The sequence below is a fragment of the Citrobacter sp. Cu096 genome, from assembly GCF_030332285.1.
In the GTDB taxonomy this organism is placed as follows: Bacteria; Pseudomonadota; Gammaproteobacteria; order Enterobacterales; family Enterobacteriaceae; genus Citrobacter; species Citrobacter meridianamericanus.
Genome location: NZ_JAOWID010000018.1, coordinates 1 through 17884 on the forward strand (window position 1 = coordinate 1; position 17884 = coordinate 17884).

General features: G+C 50.4%; 19 protein-coding genes, 1 tRNA gene and 2 pseudogenes. 9 read left to right on the forward strand and 13 right to left on the reverse strand.

Annotated elements, in window-relative coordinates; translation table 11 throughout:
- Window positions 1–317 precede the first annotated feature (317 nt).
- Window positions 318–533: pseudogene (locus OGX99_RS01365) on the forward strand (IS110 family transposase); the annotation flags it as partial.
- Between the two features lie 99 nt (window positions 534–632).
- Here OGX99_RS01365 and OGX99_RS01370 read toward each other — a convergent pair.
- The 7 genes and pseudogenes from OGX99_RS01370 to aspA form a co-directional block, all read right to left on the reverse strand.
- A pseudogene (locus OGX99_RS01370) lies at window positions 633–728 on the reverse strand (acetyltransferase); the annotation flags it as partial.
- A gap of 146 nt (window positions 729–874) precedes the next feature.
- A tRNA-Phe gene (locus OGX99_RS01375) sits at window positions 875–950 on the reverse strand.
- Window positions 951–1108: 158 nt separating this feature from the next.
- On the reverse strand, window positions 1109–1684 hold the full coding sequence (locus tag OGX99_RS01380) for a transcriptional regulator (protein ID WP_210904338.1): 576 nt from the start codon (window positions 1682–1684) through the stop codon (window positions 1109–1111).
- A gap of 36 nt (window positions 1685–1720) precedes the next feature.
- On the reverse strand, window positions 1721–3430 hold the full coding sequence (locus OGX99_RS01385) for a protein-disulfide reductase DsbD (protein WP_286542367.1): 1710 nt from the start codon (window positions 3428–3430) through the stop codon (window positions 1721–1723).
- Window positions 3406–3753: a divalent cation tolerance protein CutA gene (cutA, locus tag OGX99_RS01390; RefSeq protein WP_151217311.1), complete on the reverse strand. Its 348-nt coding sequence runs from the start codon at window positions 3751–3753 to the stop codon at window positions 3406–3408. The genes OGX99_RS01385 and cutA overlap by 25 nt, the downstream gene beginning before the upstream one ends.
- A gap of 131 nt (window positions 3754–3884) precedes the next feature.
- Window positions 3885–5186 (reverse strand): anaerobic C4-dicarboxylate transporter DcuA, encoded by a 1302-nt coding sequence (gene dcuA / locus OGX99_RS01395; RefSeq protein ID WP_151217313.1) that lies wholly within the window; start codon window positions 5184–5186, stop codon window positions 3885–3887.
- 115 nt (window positions 5187–5301) lie between these two features.
- Window positions 5302–6738, reverse strand: coding sequence for an aspartate ammonia-lyase (gene aspA, locus OGX99_RS01400; RefSeq protein WP_016151388.1), 1437 nt, complete (start codon window positions 6736–6738; stop codon window positions 5302–5304).
- Between the two features lie 337 nt (window positions 6739–7075).
- Here aspA and OGX99_RS01405 point away from each other — a divergent pair, with 337 nt between their 5' ends.
- Window positions 7076–7555, forward strand: a complete 480-nt coding sequence (locus OGX99_RS01405; RefSeq protein ID WP_151217315.1) for an FxsA family protein — start codon at window positions 7076–7078, stop codon at window positions 7553–7555.
- Window positions 7556–7595: 40 nt separating this feature from the next.
- On the opposite strand, the gene yjeH is transcribed toward OGX99_RS01405, so the two are convergent.
- Window positions 7596–8843: an L-methionine/branched-chain amino acid transporter gene (gene yjeH, locus OGX99_RS01410; RefSeq protein ID WP_286542369.1), complete on the reverse strand. Its 1248-nt coding sequence runs from the start codon at window positions 8841–8843 to the stop codon at window positions 7596–7598.
- A gap of 274 nt (window positions 8844–9117) precedes the next feature.
- Between yjeH and OGX99_RS01415 the strand changes: the two genes are divergently transcribed.
- The 3 genes from OGX99_RS01415 to OGX99_RS01425 all read left to right on the forward strand — a co-directional run bounded on the left by OGX99_RS01415 (window position 9118) and on the right by OGX99_RS01425 (window position 11589).
- Window positions 9118–9411, forward strand: coding sequence for a co-chaperone GroES (locus tag OGX99_RS01415; RefSeq protein WP_000027827.1), 294 nt, complete (start codon window positions 9118–9120; stop codon window positions 9409–9411).
- 43 nt (window positions 9412–9454) lie between these two features.
- Complete coding sequence (groL, locus tag OGX99_RS01420) at window positions 9455–11101, forward strand: chaperonin GroEL (protein ID WP_003025464.1); 1647 nt, start codon at window positions 9455–9457, stop codon at window positions 11099–11101.
- A gap of 134 nt (window positions 11102–11235) precedes the next feature.
- The gene (locus OGX99_RS01425) at window positions 11236–11589 is read left to right on the forward strand and encodes a DUF4156 domain-containing protein (protein ID WP_151217317.1); all 354 of its coding nucleotides are present in this window, start codon (window positions 11236–11238) and stop codon (window positions 11587–11589) included.
- A gap of 171 nt (window positions 11590–11760) precedes the next feature.
- On the opposite strand, the gene yjeJ is transcribed toward OGX99_RS01425, so the two are convergent.
- Window positions 11761–12624, reverse strand: a complete 864-nt coding sequence (gene yjeJ, locus OGX99_RS01430; RefSeq protein WP_187253590.1) for a YjeJ family protein — start codon at window positions 12622–12624, stop codon at window positions 11761–11763.
- A 184-nt stretch (window positions 12625–12808) separates the two neighbouring features.
- A complete protein-coding gene (gene epmB / locus OGX99_RS01435) occupies window positions 12809–13837 on the reverse strand; it encodes an EF-P beta-lysylation protein EpmB (RefSeq protein ID WP_151224453.1) in 1029 nt (342 codons plus the stop codon).
- 41 nt (window positions 13838–13878) lie between these two features.
- Between epmB and efp the strand changes: the two genes are divergently transcribed.
- From efp to ecnB, 3 genes are all read left to right on the forward strand, one after another.
- Window positions 13879–14445, forward strand: a complete 567-nt coding sequence (gene efp, locus OGX99_RS01440; RefSeq protein ID WP_003025478.1) for an elongation factor P — start codon at window positions 13879–13881, stop codon at window positions 14443–14445.
- A gap of 57 nt (window positions 14446–14502) precedes the next feature.
- Window positions 14503–14637 carry an entericidin A/B family lipoprotein gene (locus OGX99_RS01445; protein WP_286542373.1) on the forward strand — a complete coding sequence of 45 codons (135 nt, stop codon included), beginning with the start codon at window positions 14503–14505 and terminating at the stop codon, window positions 14635–14637.
- A gap of 107 nt (window positions 14638–14744) precedes the next feature.
- Complete coding sequence (gene ecnB / locus OGX99_RS01450; protein WP_003025482.1) at window positions 14745–14891, forward strand: lipoprotein toxin entericidin B; 147 nt, start codon at window positions 14745–14747, stop codon at window positions 14889–14891.
- A 30-nt stretch (window positions 14892–14921) separates the two neighbouring features.
- Here ecnB and OGX99_RS01455 read toward each other — a convergent pair whose 3' ends face one another.
- Window positions 14922–15521, reverse strand: coding sequence for a helix-turn-helix transcriptional regulator (locus tag OGX99_RS01455; RefSeq protein WP_286542375.1), 600 nt, complete (start codon window positions 15519–15521; stop codon window positions 14922–14924).
- 256 nt (window positions 15522–15777) lie between these two features.
- Between OGX99_RS01455 and sugE the strand changes: the two genes are divergently transcribed.
- Window positions 15778–16095, forward strand: a complete 318-nt coding sequence (gene sugE, locus OGX99_RS01460; RefSeq protein WP_000118520.1) for a quaternary ammonium compound efflux SMR transporter SugE — start codon at window positions 15778–15780, stop codon at window positions 16093–16095.
- On the opposite strand, the gene OGX99_RS01465 is transcribed toward sugE, so the two are convergent.
- Both OGX99_RS01465 and blaCMY read right to left on the reverse strand, forming a co-directional pair.
- Window positions 16092–16625, reverse strand: coding sequence for a lipocalin family protein (locus OGX99_RS01465; RefSeq protein ID WP_286542377.1), 534 nt, complete (start codon window positions 16623–16625; stop codon window positions 16092–16094). The genes sugE and OGX99_RS01465 overlap by 4 nt on opposite strands.
- 92 nt (window positions 16626–16717) lie before the next feature.
- Entirely contained in the window at window positions 16718–17863 is a 1146-nt protein-coding gene (gene blaCMY, locus OGX99_RS01470; protein ID WP_286542380.1) for a CMY-2 family class C beta-lactamase, read from the reverse strand.
- Window positions 17864–17884: the final 21 nt, after the last annotated feature.

The window sequence follows — 17884 nt, forward strand, 5'->3', positions numbered from 1 at the left end:
AGGGAACTGCCAGGCATCAAATAAAGTGAAGAAGCCCATCCTGCCGGATGGGCTTTTTTGCGTCTGTGCGCCGTGAAATCTGCCGGCTGCGGCGCAGCGCCTTATCCGGCCTTAGGTTCATAACCTGTGCTGTAGATTTATGCAGCGGACTGCCGTTATCCACAAGTGACAAACCGGACAGTATCATGGACCGCTTTTCCCGATAATCCGCATTCACAAGGCTGGTCTCACTATGGAACAGGAACTTCATTTTATCGGTATCGACGTCTCTAAAGCCTGGCTGGATGTCGATGTGGTGCGGCCAGATGGCCGTCACCGCAGTGTATATGCCTGCGATGGTGGCGGTGAGTAAAACAGAATGGGGACGGGCATTCCGGGTGCGTCTGGCAGGGAATGGAAAGAAAGGGAAAGTGATAATCGGCGCGATGATGCGCAAGCTGGCGCAGGTGGCTTACGGGGTGCTGAAATCAGGTGAGCCGTTCGATGTGAGCAGACACATAGCCGTACAGCGTGGTGAAAAGCGCGGGAGATAACAGCGCCTGACGGCGCTGTGGTTGTCATGCCTTCAATCCGGAATGCCGGAACATCAAAATGCTTGCAGGTGATAACAGTATCGATAACAGTCTACATCATTACCCGAGCACCAGTTTCAGTAGCGGATACGGTCGTCCGAGATCGACTACTTCCGTGCGTCCCGTCACTTTAAAGCCCATCTTCTTATAGAGCCCAGATGTCTTCTTGTTAACTGGCATGGCTATTTTATATATGGATTGTGAGCGGGGAAACTCTGTAAGGATATTGAGAGATGAACAGTTGGAAAGTATCAGAAACTATAAAAGCAAAAACCCGCCTTTAGGGCGGGTTCTTTAAATAGTGGTGCCCGGACTCGGAATCGAACCAAGGACACGGGGATTTTCAATCCCCTGCTCTACCGACTGAGCTATCCGGGCAACGGGGCGCATTAAACCGTATTCACGTCTGTCAGTCAATTAAATTTCGGGAAAAACCGTTCAACCGCTTAATATTACGGCAATCTACGCATTTATGCCTGAAGATTGAACAAAATAGCGTGGTGCCAATTTCTCACCACCCAATAAGCGTTGTGCGCTTAAGTCAGCGCACCGCCCATACGGCACTGAGCAAAGCGCAGGATATCTTCAGCCAGACGGTGTGCTGTTTCGACATCAGCATGGCTACGATTGACCAACATGCGGCTCAGGCAGCCTTCCAGCACCAGTTCCATCTGTTTGGCAACCATTGCCGGGTCGTCAACTTCCAGCGTCGTGAGCAGTTCATGGGTGAAGTCATGTGCCGCCTTTTTTTGTTGATCGGCTAACTGATGGATCGGATGTCCGGGATCGGGGTAAAACGTACAGGCGGCGATGAACAGGCAGCCTGGATAGCGATTATTGCTCACGCATTCGGACAGCGCGTTGTAGCGTGCCAGTAATTTCTGCTCAACGCTCTGGGTGTCATCCAGCAAAAGCTGACGCCGCCAGATATCCACCCGCTGGCTGAGGTAACGTAACGCATCGTACAGAATGGCCTCTTTATCGGGCCAAAAGCGTTGTAGTTCATCAAGAGGATAATTGATACGTTCGGCCACCATTTCCAGCGTGGTATTGGCTATCCCTTGAACCTCAAGTAATTTCAGGGTTTCTCCCAGGACATCTTCACGTTGCACGGTATTCTCCTCCGTATTTCCTGTTGCAAGTGTCGCTCACGGTTGGCGATCGCGCAAATGTGCGCTGAAGGCCGTGGCATCCATAAAGCCCGTTACCCGGGCCTCCGGGTGCTCTTTCCCTTCAGCGTCAAAGAACAAAATAGTCGGCAAACCTAAAACCTGTAAATGCTTCAGCAGAGCAACATCCTGGGCATTGTTTGCCGTCACATCCGCCTGCAAAAGCACTGTGTTGCCGAGCGCTTGCTGAACCTGTGGGTTACTGAACGTATACTTCTCAAACTCTTTGCAGGCCACGCACCAGTCGGCATACAAATCCAGCATAACAGGCTTGCCTTTAGCTTGCGCCAGCGCCTGATTTAGCGCATCTACCGATGCTACCGGCGTAAAGTTAAGATGCGTCTGGTCTTGAGCATGCGGCGCACCGAACGCCCAGTCCTGTAATGGTCTTACGCTGACCAGCGCTGCAGCTAACAGGACAATCTGCACGATGCGCATCCAGGCGTGCTTTGCCTGCAGGCTGGTGATGAATGCCCACGCAAAGAATGCGACGCCAAGCGCTGACCACAGGCGAGCGCCCCATTCGTCGCCAATGATGCGTTCGAGTAAGAAGACGGGAAGCGCCAGAATGACAAAACCAAAAGCGGTTTTGACATGCTCCATCCAGGGGCCGCTTTTAGGTAACAGGCGATTGCCAAATACGGTAATCAGCATCAGAGGTAATCCCATCCCCAGCGCGTACAGATACAGCGTGCCGCCTCCCAGCCACATGTTCCCGCTCTGAGCGATATACAGCAAAATCGCGCTTAACGGGGCTGTGGTACAAGGAGAACAGATGAGACCTGCGATCGCCCCCATCGCAAAGACGCTACCGGGAGAACCACCTTGCTGGCGGTTACTCATCAATGTAAGGCGCGTTTGCAGCGATGAAGGGAGCTGCAGCGTAAACAAACCAAACATCGATAACGCGAGCAGCGTAAAGATGACGGCAAGGCCAATCAGAACGTAAGGATGCTGTAGTGCGGCCTGGAACTGCAATCCAGCGGCCGCAACAACCAGACCCAACGCGGTATAGGTGAGCGCCATCCCCTGGACGTAGATAAACGTCAGCAACAGTGCGCGCCCGGTTGATAATCGTTGCTTGCCGCCCAGCACTATGCCGGAAATCAATGGATACATCGGTAATACGCAGGGCGTAAACGCGATGCCTATTCCGATCAGTAATGCCCACAGAGCGGTAAAGGGGAGTTTGGCTGCGGGCTCCGGTTGCTCTTGCGGCGCGACAGTGGCTGGCGCTGGCGCAGGTGTTGCCTGGGTATCGGCGGATACTTCACTTAACGGTACGGTTTTGGTTTCTGGCGGGTAGCAAAATCCGGCGTCAGCACAGCCCTGGTACGTGACCGTTAATGTTGCGCCAGATTTCGCCTGATTGATCGTGACCGGGATGGTCAACTGTTTACGGTATATCTCACTTTTGCCGTAAAACTCATCTTCATGCCAGACCCCCGGCGGTAGTTTTACCTCGGCGATATCAGCCTGAGAAGGCGTAATGCTTATCTGTTTGCGATACAGATAATAGCCATCTTTAACCTGCCATGTGAGGTTCAGATCGTGTTGGTTTTGCTGGAAATCAAAAACAAACGCCCGATCGGCAGGTACAAACTGCGAGCGGCCTGGCGCGTCAAATAATCCGGCAAAAGTAGATGTGCTGCACAGCAGCAGGATCAGCGTAAGGATGCGTTGAGCCATGAGCGGTAATCAAAGTCTCCGTGAATGACGGGTAAAACCAGAAGTTCAGGTGTTTGATATGGATGATGTGACTTCAGGCAATCGAGTAAGGCTTGCTGGTGCGTAACGGTGGTTTTTAAAATCATCTGGACTTCATATTCCTGCTCCAGTTTACCTTCCCAATAATAGAGGGAGGTCGCACCGGGCAGTAGCGTTACACAGGCGGCTAGCTTTTCCGCCAGCACTTTTGCAGCCAGATCCTGGGCGGTTGCTTCATCCGGCGCAGTACAGAGCACCACAACGGTATCGGGGATGGAAATATCCTGACTCTTTACATCAAGCATAAACACCTCGAAAGAACAGAGTAACCAGCTAAAGAGTGGTCACTATACAACGGACGAGGGAAGGATGTTAGCTAAAGCGGGGTGATAAAGAGGAGGAACTGCAGGGTGCGAAGGCACCCTGCAGTAAAGTCTTATAGCATGAAGCTGCCCAGCAAGAAGCCGAAGCAGACAGCCAGAACGACACCCAGAGTACCTGGGATGAAGAACGGATGGTTAAAGACGAATTTACCGATGCGGGTTGTTCCGGTGTCATCCATCTGAACCGCCGCAACCAGAGTTGGGTAGGTTGGCAGAATGAACAGGCCAGAAACCGCGGCGAAAGACGCAACAGCAGTCAGCGGGGAAACGTTCAGAGCCAGAGCCATCGGCATCAGTGCTTTAGCGGTTGCAGCCTGAGAGTACAGCAGTGCAGAAGCAAAGAAGAAGATGACCGCCAGCAGCCACGGATGACCCTGGATTACGCTACCTGCAGTATCTTTGATCCAGTCAATGTTGTGAGATACGAAGGTATCACCCAGCCATGCAACACCCAGGATACAAATACAGGCGCTCATACCGGCTTTGAAGGTGCTGGAGTTCAGGATGGAGTCAGTTTCAACGCGGCAGATGATTGTCGTCAGCGTCGCGATGCTCAGCATGATGATCAGGATTGCGTTGGTGGTGTTCATCAGCGGTTTAGCGACCAGGCCAAGGCTTGGGCTGTTGATGATGGCGTATACAACGACGCAAACCACGCCCAGCAGGAACAGCCAAACGGAGGTTTTCGCGCCAGCTTTGATTTCAACTTGTCTTTCACCGCGCAGTTCAACCAGGCCTTCTTCCAGACGCTTACGATAAATCGGGTCGTCAGACAGTTTGGAGTTGAACAGTGCGGTGATCAGGAAGGACATCACCAGAACGGCCAGCAGAGTGGATGGAATGACCACGGACAGCAGGTGAATGTAGCTGATGCCATGACCTTCCATGACGGAAGACATGTAAACCACAGCCGCGGAGATTGGAGACGCCGTAATCGCAATCTGTGCGGAAACCACTGCGGTAGAGAGCGGACGGCAAGGCTTGATACCTTGCTCCTTCGCGACTTCAGCGATAACCGGCAGAGTAGCCAGAGAGATGTTGCCGGTACCGGCAAAGATCGTCAGGAAATAGGTCACGATAGGTGCAAGGATCGTGATGTATTTCGGATTCTTACGCAGCAGTTTTTCAGTTTGATGAACCAGATAGTCCAGACCACCGGCAATCTGCATGGCAGAGATAGCAGCGATAACCGCCATGATAATGGAAATAACATCGAACGGAATATTACCCGGTTTTACGCCAATAGCGGCAAGAACCAGAACACCCAGCCCACCTGCAAATCCAATACCTATACCCCCAAGTCTGGCACCTAAAAAGATTGCCAGCAAAACGATGATAAGTTCTAAAACTATCATATTAGCCTTCCTTGTTGTTTAACAAGTTGATATTAAATTGTTGTTTTTAAGTAACTTCGAGTAAGAAAAAAGGCACGTCATCATGACGTGCCTTCTCCGGTACTACCCTACACGATTACTGTTCGCTTTCATCAGTATAACGTTTTGCTTTATAAGCAGGGTGCATCAGGTTCTGTGCAGAGAAGATATCGTCCAGTTCAGACTCGGTCAACAGACCGCGTTCCAGGACAACTTCACGTACGCTCTTACCGGTTTCGGCACAAATTTTACCGACGATGTCGCCGTTGTGGTGACCGATGAACGGGTTGAGGTAAGTAACGATGCCGATGGAGTTGAATACAAACGCTTCACAGACTTCTTTGTTAGCAGTGATACCACTAACGCATTTTTCCAGCAGGTTGTAGCAAGCATTGCTCAGAATGTGAATGGATTCAAACATTGCCTGGCCAATGACCGGTTCCATTACGTTCAGCTGCAGCTGACCCGCTTCAGATGCCATGGTGACAGTGATGTCGTTACCGATGACTTTGAAGCACACCTGGTTTACGACTTCCGGAACAACCGGGTTCACTTTTGCTGGCATGATAGAAGAACCCGCCTGCAGTTCTGGCAGGTTGATCTCGTTCAGACCAGCACGTGGGCCAGAGGAGAGTAAACGCAGGTCGTTACAGATTTTGGACATCTTAACAGCCAGACGTTTCAGTGCGCCGTGCACCATAACGTATGCGCCGCAGTCAGACGTCGCTTCAATCAGGTCTTCAGCAGGAACACAAGCGAAGCCAGTGACTTCAGCCAGTTTCTGTACTGCCAGCGGGGAGTATTCTTTCGGCGTGTTCAGACCTGTACCGATTGCCGTTGCGCCGAGGTTAACTTCCAGCAGCAGTTCTGCGGTACGACTAATGTTTTTCACTTCTTCTTTCAACAGTACGCTGAAAGCATGGAATTCCTGACCGAGAGTCATCGGTACAGCATCTTGCAACTGGGTACGACCCATTTTCAGGATGTCCTGGAATTCAACAGCTTTTTGTTCGAAGCCTTCACGCAGTTGGTTCAGAGCATCAATCAGTTTGATGATGGATGCGTAAACAGCGATACGGAAGCCGGTTGGGTAAGCGTCGTTGGTAGACTGACATTTGTTAACGTGGTCGTTCGGGTTCAGGTACTGATATTCACCTTTCTGGTGACCCATCAGTTCCAGACCGATATTGGCCAGCACTTCGTTGGTGTTCATGTTGACGGAGGTACCCGCACCACCCTGGTAAACGTCTACCGGGAATTGATCCATGCATTTTCCGTTATTCAGGACTTCATCACACGCCGCGATGATGGCATTTGCCACACTCTTAGGAATGGTTTGCAGCTCTTTGTTGGCCATTGCCGCTGCCTTTTTAACCATTACCATACCGCGAACAAATTCAGGAATGTCGCTGATTTTGTTGTTGCTAATGTAGAAGTTTTCAATCGCTCTCAGAGTGTGAACACCGTAGTAGGCGTCCGCTGGAACTTCCCTGGTACCCAACAAGTCTTCTTCGATACGAATGTTGTTTAACATGTGAACCTTCTTTTTCAAGCTGCCAATGATTTGACTAAACACACAGGATATATGTGATTTCGATTGTTTCTCGACCGACGATTATCCCCTGCATCGGTCTGATACTCGAGATCATATGCTGGTTCAGGATTTCTACCGTAATCTGGATCACTTAAAGCGTGGAATTTACCCCTTATTTATTATTCTGTGAAATGGATCACCCCTTTGTGATTAACCCTAAATATTAGTGTACAAGCCGCTTGAAATTTTGCTAACCACCACAATATCAAACCGATGCGAGTCACATAATTTTCGTACAGGCGTTGAAAAAAACGACTGTTATTAACAGGAGATCCCCTTGCGCTGGATACCACTAATTGCCATTTTTCTCTATGTTTACATAGAGATATCCATTTTTATTCAGGTCGCCCATGTATTTGGTGTCCTGATGACGCTGATTTTGGTTATTTTTACGTCGGTTATCGGTATGTCACTGGTTCGTAACCAGGGATTTAAGAACTTTTTACTGATGCAACAAAAAATGGCGGCTGGTGAAAGTCCGGCTGCAGAAATGATCAAAAGCGTGTCGCTGATTATCGCTGGTTTGCTGTTGGTGCTGCCCGGCTTTTTCACCGATTTCCTCGGTCTTCTCCTTTTATTACCTCCGGTGCAAAAACATCTGACGATGAAACTGCTGCCGCATTTACGTTTTTCGCGGATGCCGGGTGGCGGTTTTAGCGCTGGAACCGGTGGCGGTGAGACCTTCGACGGTGAATTTCAGCGTAAAGACGATGAGCGCAACCGTCTTGATCATAAAGACGACGATCGTCGAGACTGACCCCGCAGGCCCGGTAAGTACTACCGGGCTTTTTTATTGCTTATTTGGCCTCAGCCATTTTCCGACTCGGTAAAAACAGCCACAGCCCAGCCAGCATAACCAGGGCGTACAGGCTCTTCCAGCCAACCATCGTCAGTAGCAGTAGACACAGCAGACCGCCAATGACTGCCAGTGCGCGGTAATGCCCTTTCAGTAATCGACATCCCGCCAGCATGCACAGCAGGTAAATCATAATAAAAATACCGTTGGCATAGACGATTAACGCATCGAGATTGATTTGCAGCATATAGATGCACAAGGTACTCACCACGCAGCAGCCCAATACGGCGTTTAGCGCATTGCGTGGAAGGTGACGGGGAGACAGACGTGCCAGATGACTCTCCGGTTTATACTGTGCTTGCGACCAGACCAGCCGGGCGAAGCTTTGAATATAAATGTTAAGGCTGGCAAAACAGGCCAGATAACCAATGATGCAGGCGACCCACAGTGCCTGTACGCCAAACAGCTGCACGACGATCTCTGGCAGTGATGCCGCTGCCGCCATCTGTTCGCCGTAGGCGCCAAAATGAAGCACGACGACGGTGCATGCCCAATAAACAGAGCCCGCCAGCAGCAGACCTATCATTAGCGCGCGCGGGAAATCCCGCTCAGGATTTTTGAATTCAGACGCCAGATGAGCAAAGGCTTCAAGGCCAACAAAACACCAGAACATCACCGACAGCGCGGCGAATAGCCCGGGTAGTTCAATATCGCTAATCGCAGGGAAGGGGATTTCGCCAGGTTTCAGATCGCCCGCCCACCAGATAGCGACAATGAGGGCAACAATCAGTCCGGCAATGACCGTTTGCAGATTCGCGCTGGAGCTTGCGCCGCGAGAGCCGATATACCAAACCAATCCCAGCGTACCGAGTTCCGCCAACAGCAGTTGCTCGTCATGCCAGCCAAACATCGCCTGACCAAATCCGGCGGCGATGTGTAATGCCGCGGGCAAGCCGACGGGAATCACCGACAAAAACAGCCATCCGGTGACGCGCTCCAGGCGTGAGCCAAAGGCCATGCCGACAAAATGCGCTACGCCGCCCGCGCTGGGAAAATGGCGACCCAGTATGGCAAAGACAATCGCCACGGGAAAAACTAAAACAATCAGCACCGGCCAGGCCCACAAACTGTTGTTGCCGGCCACCAGCGCAGCCAGCGCAGGGACGGCGAAAACGCCTGTACCTAACAATGATGTCGACAACAGGCCAACGCCCTGAGCCAGTCCCAGCTCTTGTTTCAGTCCGCTCATAAGTTGTTATCCGGTTATGCCCAATGACGGGCTACAGCGCAGATTTTTGATGGTATCACAATCGGATTTGCTTATGACGACGCGGCTGAAATCGTTATGAAATGTGAGGCGCGTCGGCGTTTTGACGGGATTTTCTGCTGATAAAAATTTTTTTTCGCTTGCCCCCTTGAAGGCACAAAACCCCATCCCCATCTCTCTGGTCACTAGCCGGGAAACCGTTTACGGGCCGGCGTCACCCATAACTGATAAAGACTTTCTCAAAGGAGAGCTATCAATGAGTATTCGTCCGTTACATGATCGTGTGATCGTCAAACGTAAAGAAGTTGAATCTAAATCTGCTGGTGGCATCGTACTGACCGGTTCTGCAGCAGGTAAATCAACTCGTGGCGAAATCATCGCTGTCGGTAAGGGTCGCATCCTGGACAACGGTACCGTACAGCCGCTGGACGTTAAAGTCGGCGATATCGTTATTTTCAACGATGGCTACGGTGTTAAATCTGAGAAGATCGACAATGAAGAAGTGTTGATCATGTCTGAAAGCGACATCCTGGCAATTGTTGAAGCCTAATCCGCGAACGACACTGAACATACGAATTTAAGGGAAAGAGAAAATGGCAGCTAAAGACGTAAAATTCGGTAACGACGCTCGTGTGAAAATGCTGCGCGGCGTAAATGTACTGGCAGATGCAGTGAAAGTTACCCTCGGTCCAAAAGGCCGTAACGTAGTTCTGGATAAATCTTTCGGTGCACCGACCATCACTAAAGATGGTGTTTCCGTAGCACGTGAAATCGAACTGGAAGACAAGTTCGAAAACATGGGTGCGCAGATGGTGAAAGAAGTTGCCTCTAAAGCGAACGACGCTGCAGGCGACGGTACCACCACCGCAACCGTACTGGCTCAGTCCATCATCACTGAAGGTCTGAAAGCCGTTGCTGCGGGCATGAACCCGATGGATCTGAAACGTGGTATCGACAAAGCTGTCGCTGCTGCCGTTGAAGAACTGAAAGCACTGTCCGTACCGTGCTCCGACTCTAAAGCTATTGCTCAGGTTGGTACTATCTCCGCTAACTCCGACGAAACCGTAGGTAAACTGATCGCTGAAGCGATGGACAAAGTCGGTAAAGAAGGCGTGATCACCGTTGAAGACGGTACCGGTCTGCAGGATGAACTGGACGTGGTTGAAGGTATGCAGTTCGACCGTGGCTACCTGTCTCCTTACTTCATCAACAAGCCGGAAACTGGCGCAGTAGAACTGGAAAGCCCGTTCATCCTGCTGGCTGATAAGAAAATCTCCAACATCCGGGAAATGCTGCCGGTTCTGGAAGCCGTTGCGAAAGCAGGCAAACCGCTGCTGATCATCGCTGAAGATGTTGAAGGCGAGGCGCTGGCAACTCTGGTTGTTAACACCATGCGCGGTATCGTGAAAGTGGCTGCGGTTAAAGCACCAGGCTTCGGCGACCGTCGTAAAGCGATGCTGCAGGATATCGCTACCCTGACCGGTGGTACCGTTATCTCTGAAGAGATCGGTATGGAGCTGGAAAAAGCAACTCTGGAAGATCTGGGTCAGGCTAAACGCGTTGTTATCAACAAAGACACCACCACCATCATCGATGGCGTGGGTGACGAAGCTGCAATCCAGGGTCGCGTGACTCAGATTCGTCAGCAGATCGAAGAAGCAACTTCCGACTACGACCGTGAAAAACTGCAGGAGCGCGTAGCGAAACTGGCAGGCGGCGTTGCAGTTATCAAAGTAGGTGCTGCGACTGAAGTTGAAATGAAAGAGAAGAAAGCCCGCGTTGAAGATGCCCTGCACGCGACCCGTGCTGCGGTAGAAGAAGGCGTGGTTGCTGGTGGTGGTGTTGCGCTGATCCGTGTAGCAAGCAAAATTGCTGGTCTGAAAGGCCAGAACGAAGACCAGAACGTTGGTATTAAAGTTGCGCTGCGCGCAATGGAATCCCCGCTGCGTCAAATCGTGCTGAACTGCGGCGAAGAACCTTCTGTAGTGGCTAACACCGTGAAAGCGGGCGACGGTAACTACGGCTACAACGCTGCAACTGAAGAGTACGGCAACATGATCGACATGGGTATCCTGGATCCAACCAAAGTAACGCGTTCTGCTCTGCAGTACGCTGCTTCTGTTGCGGGTCTGATGATCACCACCGAGTGCATGGTTACCGACCTGCCGAAAGGCGATGCGCCTGACTTAGGTGCTGCTGGTGGTATGGGCGGCATGGGCGGTATGGGCGGCATGATGTAATCATGTTGTTCTGAATCTCTCAGAATTGAGAAACCCCTGGGCAGAAATGTCCGGGGGTTTTTCTTTTGGTCATCTTTTTAGTATATGATTCAGCTACGGACATAACGTCCAGCTAATTGATTATGGGGAATGACATGCACGTGAAATATTTAGCAGGGATCGTTGGTGCCGCGCTACTGATGGCGGGTTGTAGCTCCAGCAACGAACTGAGTTCTGCCGGACAAAGCGTACGCTTTGTCGAAGACAAGCCTGGCGCAGAGTGTCAACTGATTGGCACTGCAACCGGCAAACAAAGTAACTGGCTTTCTGGCCAGCACGGCGAAGAGGGTGGTTCAATGCGTGGTGCTGCAAACGATCTGCGTAACCAGGCCGCAGCAATGGGTGGTAACGTGATTTATGGCGTCAGCAGCCCATCACAAGGAATGCTTTCCAGCTTTGTTCCTACTGCCAGTGAGATGACTGGCCAGGTTTATAAGTGCCCTAATTGATTACACTTCATCCTGCCTCCTTGTTGGCTGCGCTATGAAACCCCAGTCACATAGCTATCTATGCTCCTGGGGATCTCTTTGCTTGCCGCCGTGATGCAGATTGAATGATTTTGCGTAATGAAAAGCACTTACCAAATTCGCTTGGTCATAGGCCTGATAAGCGCAACGCCATCAGGCATTCTGAACTTTTTGCGCAGACTGGACGCGTAAATGATGTAGTGCGCGCAAGCATTGATCCTGAGTGAGCTTTTGCGCCTTATCACTCGTCAACGTTCTGACAAATACCTGACAGGGTACGCCCGCTATTTTTTTCAGCCGAGGGCTGAAATCGAGAAGACGACGAGTAATGGCTTCGGCTTCTTTGCTGCCGGAAAGGGCGCGAGTTTTTACTACCGATCCACAGAACTGGACTTTCCCTTTTTCATCCTTATAACGATAGATAATCGCCAGATAATGATTAAACAGGTTATGCTTCCATTCTGGTTGTGTATAAGAGTCGTATTCAAGATTGTCGTTTTGCTGGCAATCAACATCATACAGCGGCAGAAAATCCAGTAGTGATGTAATTCGTAGCGCCAACTCCCGCATGCCTGTATTATTTATTGCATGAATAATTGCATGGACCAGCACTTGAATCTGTAATTCATTAACCCGTAGTTCGTGCGTTTTTCCGTCATGCAACGTCAGAGAAAATGTTAAGTTTTCCCCTTTATTATTCACTAACATGAGCGAATTTATGCGAAAGTTAATATCCGCGTTCCTTAACTCATCTTCCTGAATTAAAGGGATATTTTCGTGCATTTTTTTGCTGGCTTTGTCACGTTCTTTTTCATATTGCAAACGAGCGTCTTCGCTAAGCTGGTGCTTTGTATAGAGTCTGCTCTCGAGCGCGATAAGCAGATCTCTTAGTCCAAGCGGAGAGAGAAAAAATAACGACTCTTTATTTCTTGGTTCTTTAATCTTCAATGCCAAAGCAACAAATTCATTCTTCTGACGAATAACACCGGTATTAATACCTTTAATACTGATAGTCATCAAAGGTTCTCCCTAACCATATATTTATTAAAAATCTAGATTTGACCTGATTTATATGTTTTGCAAATAATAAATTGCGCACCGCGAGTTAAAATAGCACATATTAAAAGCGCGACTCCACCTACAGGGAAATTAAATAATCGCGATCGATAGCGAGTGTCCGAAATCGGACACTCAATAATGACTATTGTTGGCGTAACTGCAGATCCAACGGTGTTTTACTTGGTTCTCCACCAATTTCACGTGCCAGTTTAGGGACCATATAGCCGGAAACCAGTGTCAGCAGCTCACGCATAATACGACGCGCTTCATCGTCGCTGACCATAAAGTGGGCGGCACCCTGCACTTTATCCAGTACGTGCAGGTAATAGGGCATCACACCGGCATCAAACAGCGCGTTACTCAGGTTGGCCAGCGTTTGTGCGTTATCGTTCACGTCACGCAGCAGTACGCTTTGGTTGAGAAGCGTGACGCCTGCAGCACGCAGTCTGACCATCGCCTGGCGAAATGTCTCATCGACCTCATTCGCGTGGTTAATGTGATTGACCAGCAGAATTTGCAAGGAAGAGTGCGCAAAACGTTCGATCAGTCCTTCAGTAATACGTGCTGGGATAACAATCGGCAAACGGCTGTGAATACGCAGACGCTTAATATGCGGGATGTCTTCCAGTTGCGTGAGCAGCCAGTCCAGTTCATGGTCTTTAGCCATTAACGGATCGCCACCGGAGAAGATAATCTCATCCAGCTCAGGATGTGCGCTAATGTAGTCCAGAGCGACCTGCCAGTTGCGCTTATTGCCCTGGTTTTCAGCGTACGGGAAGTGTCGACGGAAGCAATAACGACAATTTACTGCACAGCCACCTTTAACCAACAGCAGCGCACGGTTGCGATATTTATGCAGCAGACCGGGAACCACGCTGTGCTGTTCCTCCAGTGGATCGGTGGAGTAGCCAGGTGCAGAAACGAACTCTTCCTGAGAAGTCAGTACCTGACGCAGAAGAGGATCGTCCGGATTGCCTTTTTCCATGCGGGCAATAAACGCACGTGGTACGCGCAGGGCGAAAAGCCGTCTCGCGTCGCGTCCGGCCAACAGTTTTTCATCTGCGTCTATATTCAAAAGATGCAGAAGTTCATCAGGATCGGTCACAACATCGGCAAGTTGCGATAACCAATCTTCTCTGGATGGGGTATTTAGGGTTACAATATGCGCCATTTTGTGGCTTAGCTACCAGTTAACAATTTTCAGAGGGCCTTATGGCAACGTACTATAGCAACGATTTTCGTGCTGGTCTTAAAATCATGTTGGACGGCGAACCTTATGCGGTTGAAGCCAGCGAATTCGTTAAACCAGGTAAAGGCCAGGCATTTGCGCGCGTTAAGCTGCGTCGCCTGCTGACCGGTACTCGTGTAGAGAAAACCTTCAAGTCTACTGACTCCGCTGAAGGCGCAGACGTAGCTGACATGAACCTGACCTTCCTGTATAGCGACGGTGAGTTCTGGCACTTTATGAATAACACCACTTTCGAACAGCTGGCTGCAGACGAGAAAGCGGTAGGCGATAACGCCAAATGGCTACTGGACCAGGCTGAATGCATCGTGACCCTGTGGAACGGTCAGCCGATCTCCGTGACTCCGCCGAACTTCGTTGAGCTGGAAGTTGTTGAAACCGACCCAGGTCTGAAAGGTGATACCGCAGGTACTGGCGGCAAACCGGCTACCTTGTCCACCGGCGCAGTCGTTAAAGTTCCGCTGTTCGTACAGATCGGCGAAGTGATCAAAGTGGATACTCGCTCAGGCGAATACGTTTCTCGCGTAAAATAAGATATCTCATTGATTATATGGCGCAGGTTACTGCGCCATACTTTTTCCAGGGCAGGAATGATGAAACGTCTTCTCGGTCTTGTAATGCTCATTTCTTTCACCTGCACCTTGTTGACGGGGTGTAATAGCGCGCGCGGCTTTGGTGAAGACATCAAACATCTTGGTAGTTCAATCTCTCACGCCGCCAGCTAATCCTCTCTCATAGTCTTAAAAATGGTTGTTTATCCATCATCCTTGCGGATCTTGTCTATTATTAAGTAGCTATACACAAACAATATTGGCTAGAAAAGGAAGACGTTATGGTTAAGAAGACAATTGCTGCGATCTTTTCTGTGTTGGTACTTTCTTCTGTATTAACCGCGTGTAACACCACGCGAGGCGTAGGGCAGGATATTTCTGAAGGCGGTAGCGCCATCTCTGGTGCAGCGACAAAAGCTCAGCAATGACCATCAACGGTACGACGTTGTGTCGTACCGTTAATTACCTTTCTCGGGTAGTGAGAGAAACGGCGAGAATCGATTCCCCAGGTGCAGTTTCATGCGGATATTCCGTTTATAGGTGTAGACCGTCTTGCCATGAATGCTGAGGGCGGCAGCTATCGCATTGTTACTCACACCATCCATCCACATCGATAACACTTTCTCTTCCTGGGGCGTAAGCAGCGGAGACGCGTTTTCGCCGATTTCTAAGGTGGGACGAACCTGCAGCGCCTCCTGAATGGTGTTCGAAAGTGCGCTCAGAGTGGCGTGCTTAGTTAAAACCGAATGGGCGACGGATTGAGGGGAAGCAAGAGTGGGATGTAATCTGTCAGCTGATTGCAATAAAATCAGCGGAACGACACCGCAGCTCATAAAAAAGGGCGTAATTGGCGGGCTGGGATGCGTCTCGCTAATAAAACTGTATAAATCCGCGATCACCAGATGCGGCTTCCACTGCAAAATATGCTCTTTTGCTAACAGGAGGTTATTTATTCCTGATACCAGAAATGAGGAGCTGAACCTGCCGGAATGATTAAGCAAGGCCTCAATCCCTGTGCGAGTATAGTGGCACCGGTCAATCACTAAAATTTTAAGCATAACCTTTTCGCATTCAGAAGAGAGGCAATCGACTTTCGGGATTCAGAAAGCCCTTCATCATAGAGAACTCCGATGAGCGCCAAACGCGGGAACTACGCCGCTAATTATGCTTAATTCTTGCTTTTAGTAGGTTGCGAATAAAAAGGTTGAAATTCATTTTCTTCCGGGCAAAAATGCCATTTCACACATCAGCTTTGCAGGACGACCTGCAAACGCTTCTTTCACCGGGGACGGCCCCATTGTTCTGGAGCCTGATATGTCCTGGATCGTTTTATTAATTGCAGGTTTGCTCGAAGTTGTCTGGGCGATTGGCCTGAAATATACCCACGGTTTTACGCGTTTGACGCCAAGCATTATTACCATTGCGGCGATGATCGTCAGCATCGCCATGCTATCCTGGGCAATGCGTACGTTGCCTGTCGGGACCGCTTATGCCGTATGGACCGGTATTGGCGCAGTTGGCGCAGCAATTACCGGGATTCTGCTGCTGGGTGAGTCTGCCAGCCCGGCGCGTTTACTGAGCCTCGGGCTGATTGTTGCCGGCATTATTGGCCTGAAGCTGAGCACCCACTAAGCGCCTGGTTGTTTTACCCAAATCAGTTTATTTACCTCAAACCCTTCCCGGGTCGCGACAGCCAACATTTGCTGTTTTATTTCGTCTGAAATAGTCGGGGTCCGTGAAAGGATCCACAGGTAGTCGCGATCCGGCCCGCAAACCAGCGCGTGACGATATTCCCTGTCGAGCGCAATCACGTTATACCCGCCATAGAAAGGGCCAAAGAACGAGACCTTGAGCGCAGCGCGGTTTGGAGCGCCGGTGAAATAGGCTTTACCCTCGGTTTTCTGCCACATTTCCCTGTCAGGATTATAGCCCTTGTTGATTACATTGATGCCGCCATCGTCGCGCAGGCTGTAGGTTGCGGTCACTTTTTCCAGTCCACGCTCGAATCGATGGTCGAAACGCGCAATTTCATACCAGGTGCCCAGATAGCGTTTGGCATCAAAGTTATTCACCACGGTAACGCCTTTCGGCGGTGTAGGGGTACTGCAAGCAACAACCAGAAATGCAGCCGTAACTGCAGCAACGACGGGCAGAATGCGCATAGTGTTTTCCTTACTGTTTTTTGTTAAGTGTAGATGACAGCAGGAAAAAAAGATCAAGAATGGAGGTCCGATTTACCGGACCTCTTTGTCAGTTATTGCAACTTTTCCAGGATGCGCCAGGCGGCCTCTACGCGAGCCGGGTTAGGGTAGCTTTTGTTTGCCAGCATCACGATGCCAAGTTTTTTTTCTGGCACGAAGGCAACGTAGCTGCCAAATCCGCCAGTAGACCCTGTTTTATGCACCCATGAGGCTTTCACGGCCGGGGCTGGCGGATTTACCTCAACGGCGGGAAGTGCTGCCAGCGCCACTTTGCTGTCGCTACCGCTGATTATCGAGTCGGCTTTCACCGGCCAGTTAAGCATCTCCCAGCCCAGTCCCTGATACATATCGACAATACGCCAGTAACGTGATTGCGCAAGCTCAATGCCCTGCTGGAGCGTTTTCTCCTTAACCTGGCTGGCGTCCATGTTGGCCTGAACCCAACGAGTCATATCGACGACGCTGGATTTCACGCCATAGGCTTCGGCATCAAGTTGTCCGGGGGAAACATGCACTGGCTTTCCTTCGCGATAGCCCCAGGCATAATCTTTTTGTTCGCTCTGTGGAACCGTAATCCAGGTATGCGCCAGTTTTAAAGGCTGCAGGACGCGTCTGGTTAGCGCCTCTTCATAGCTCATCCCTGAAGGTTTCACCGCCAGTGCGCCAAACAGGCCAATACTGGAGTTAGCATAGAGACGTTTAGCGCCTGGAGCCCATTGCGGCTGCCAGTTTTGATAAAAGCGCAGTAATGCGGCTTTATCCGTAACGTCGTCGGGGATCTGAAGCGGCAGACCACCCGCCGTATAGGTGGCTAAGTGTAGCATGCTGATACCCCGCCATTGTTTGCCCGTCAATTCTGGCCAGTATTGCGTGACCGGATCGCTGAGCTTGATTTCGCCGCGGGCGATAGCATCGCCACCCAACACGCCGTTGAACGTCTTACTGACCGAGCCAAGTTCAAACAGTGTTTGCTGAGTAACGGGACGGTTATTGGCGATATCGGCTTTACCCCAGGTAAAGTAATACGGTTTCCCCTGGTAGATAATCGCCACGGCCATACCCGGAATAGCCTGTTCTTGCATCAGCGGTGTGATGGTGCGATTAACGATATCGGCAATGTGTTGTTCTGTTTTTGACGCGGCAAACGTTGAGAAAGAGGCTGTCAGCAGCAACGCGCAGCATATTGATTTTTTCATCATGAAATCAGTTCCGTTATAAAA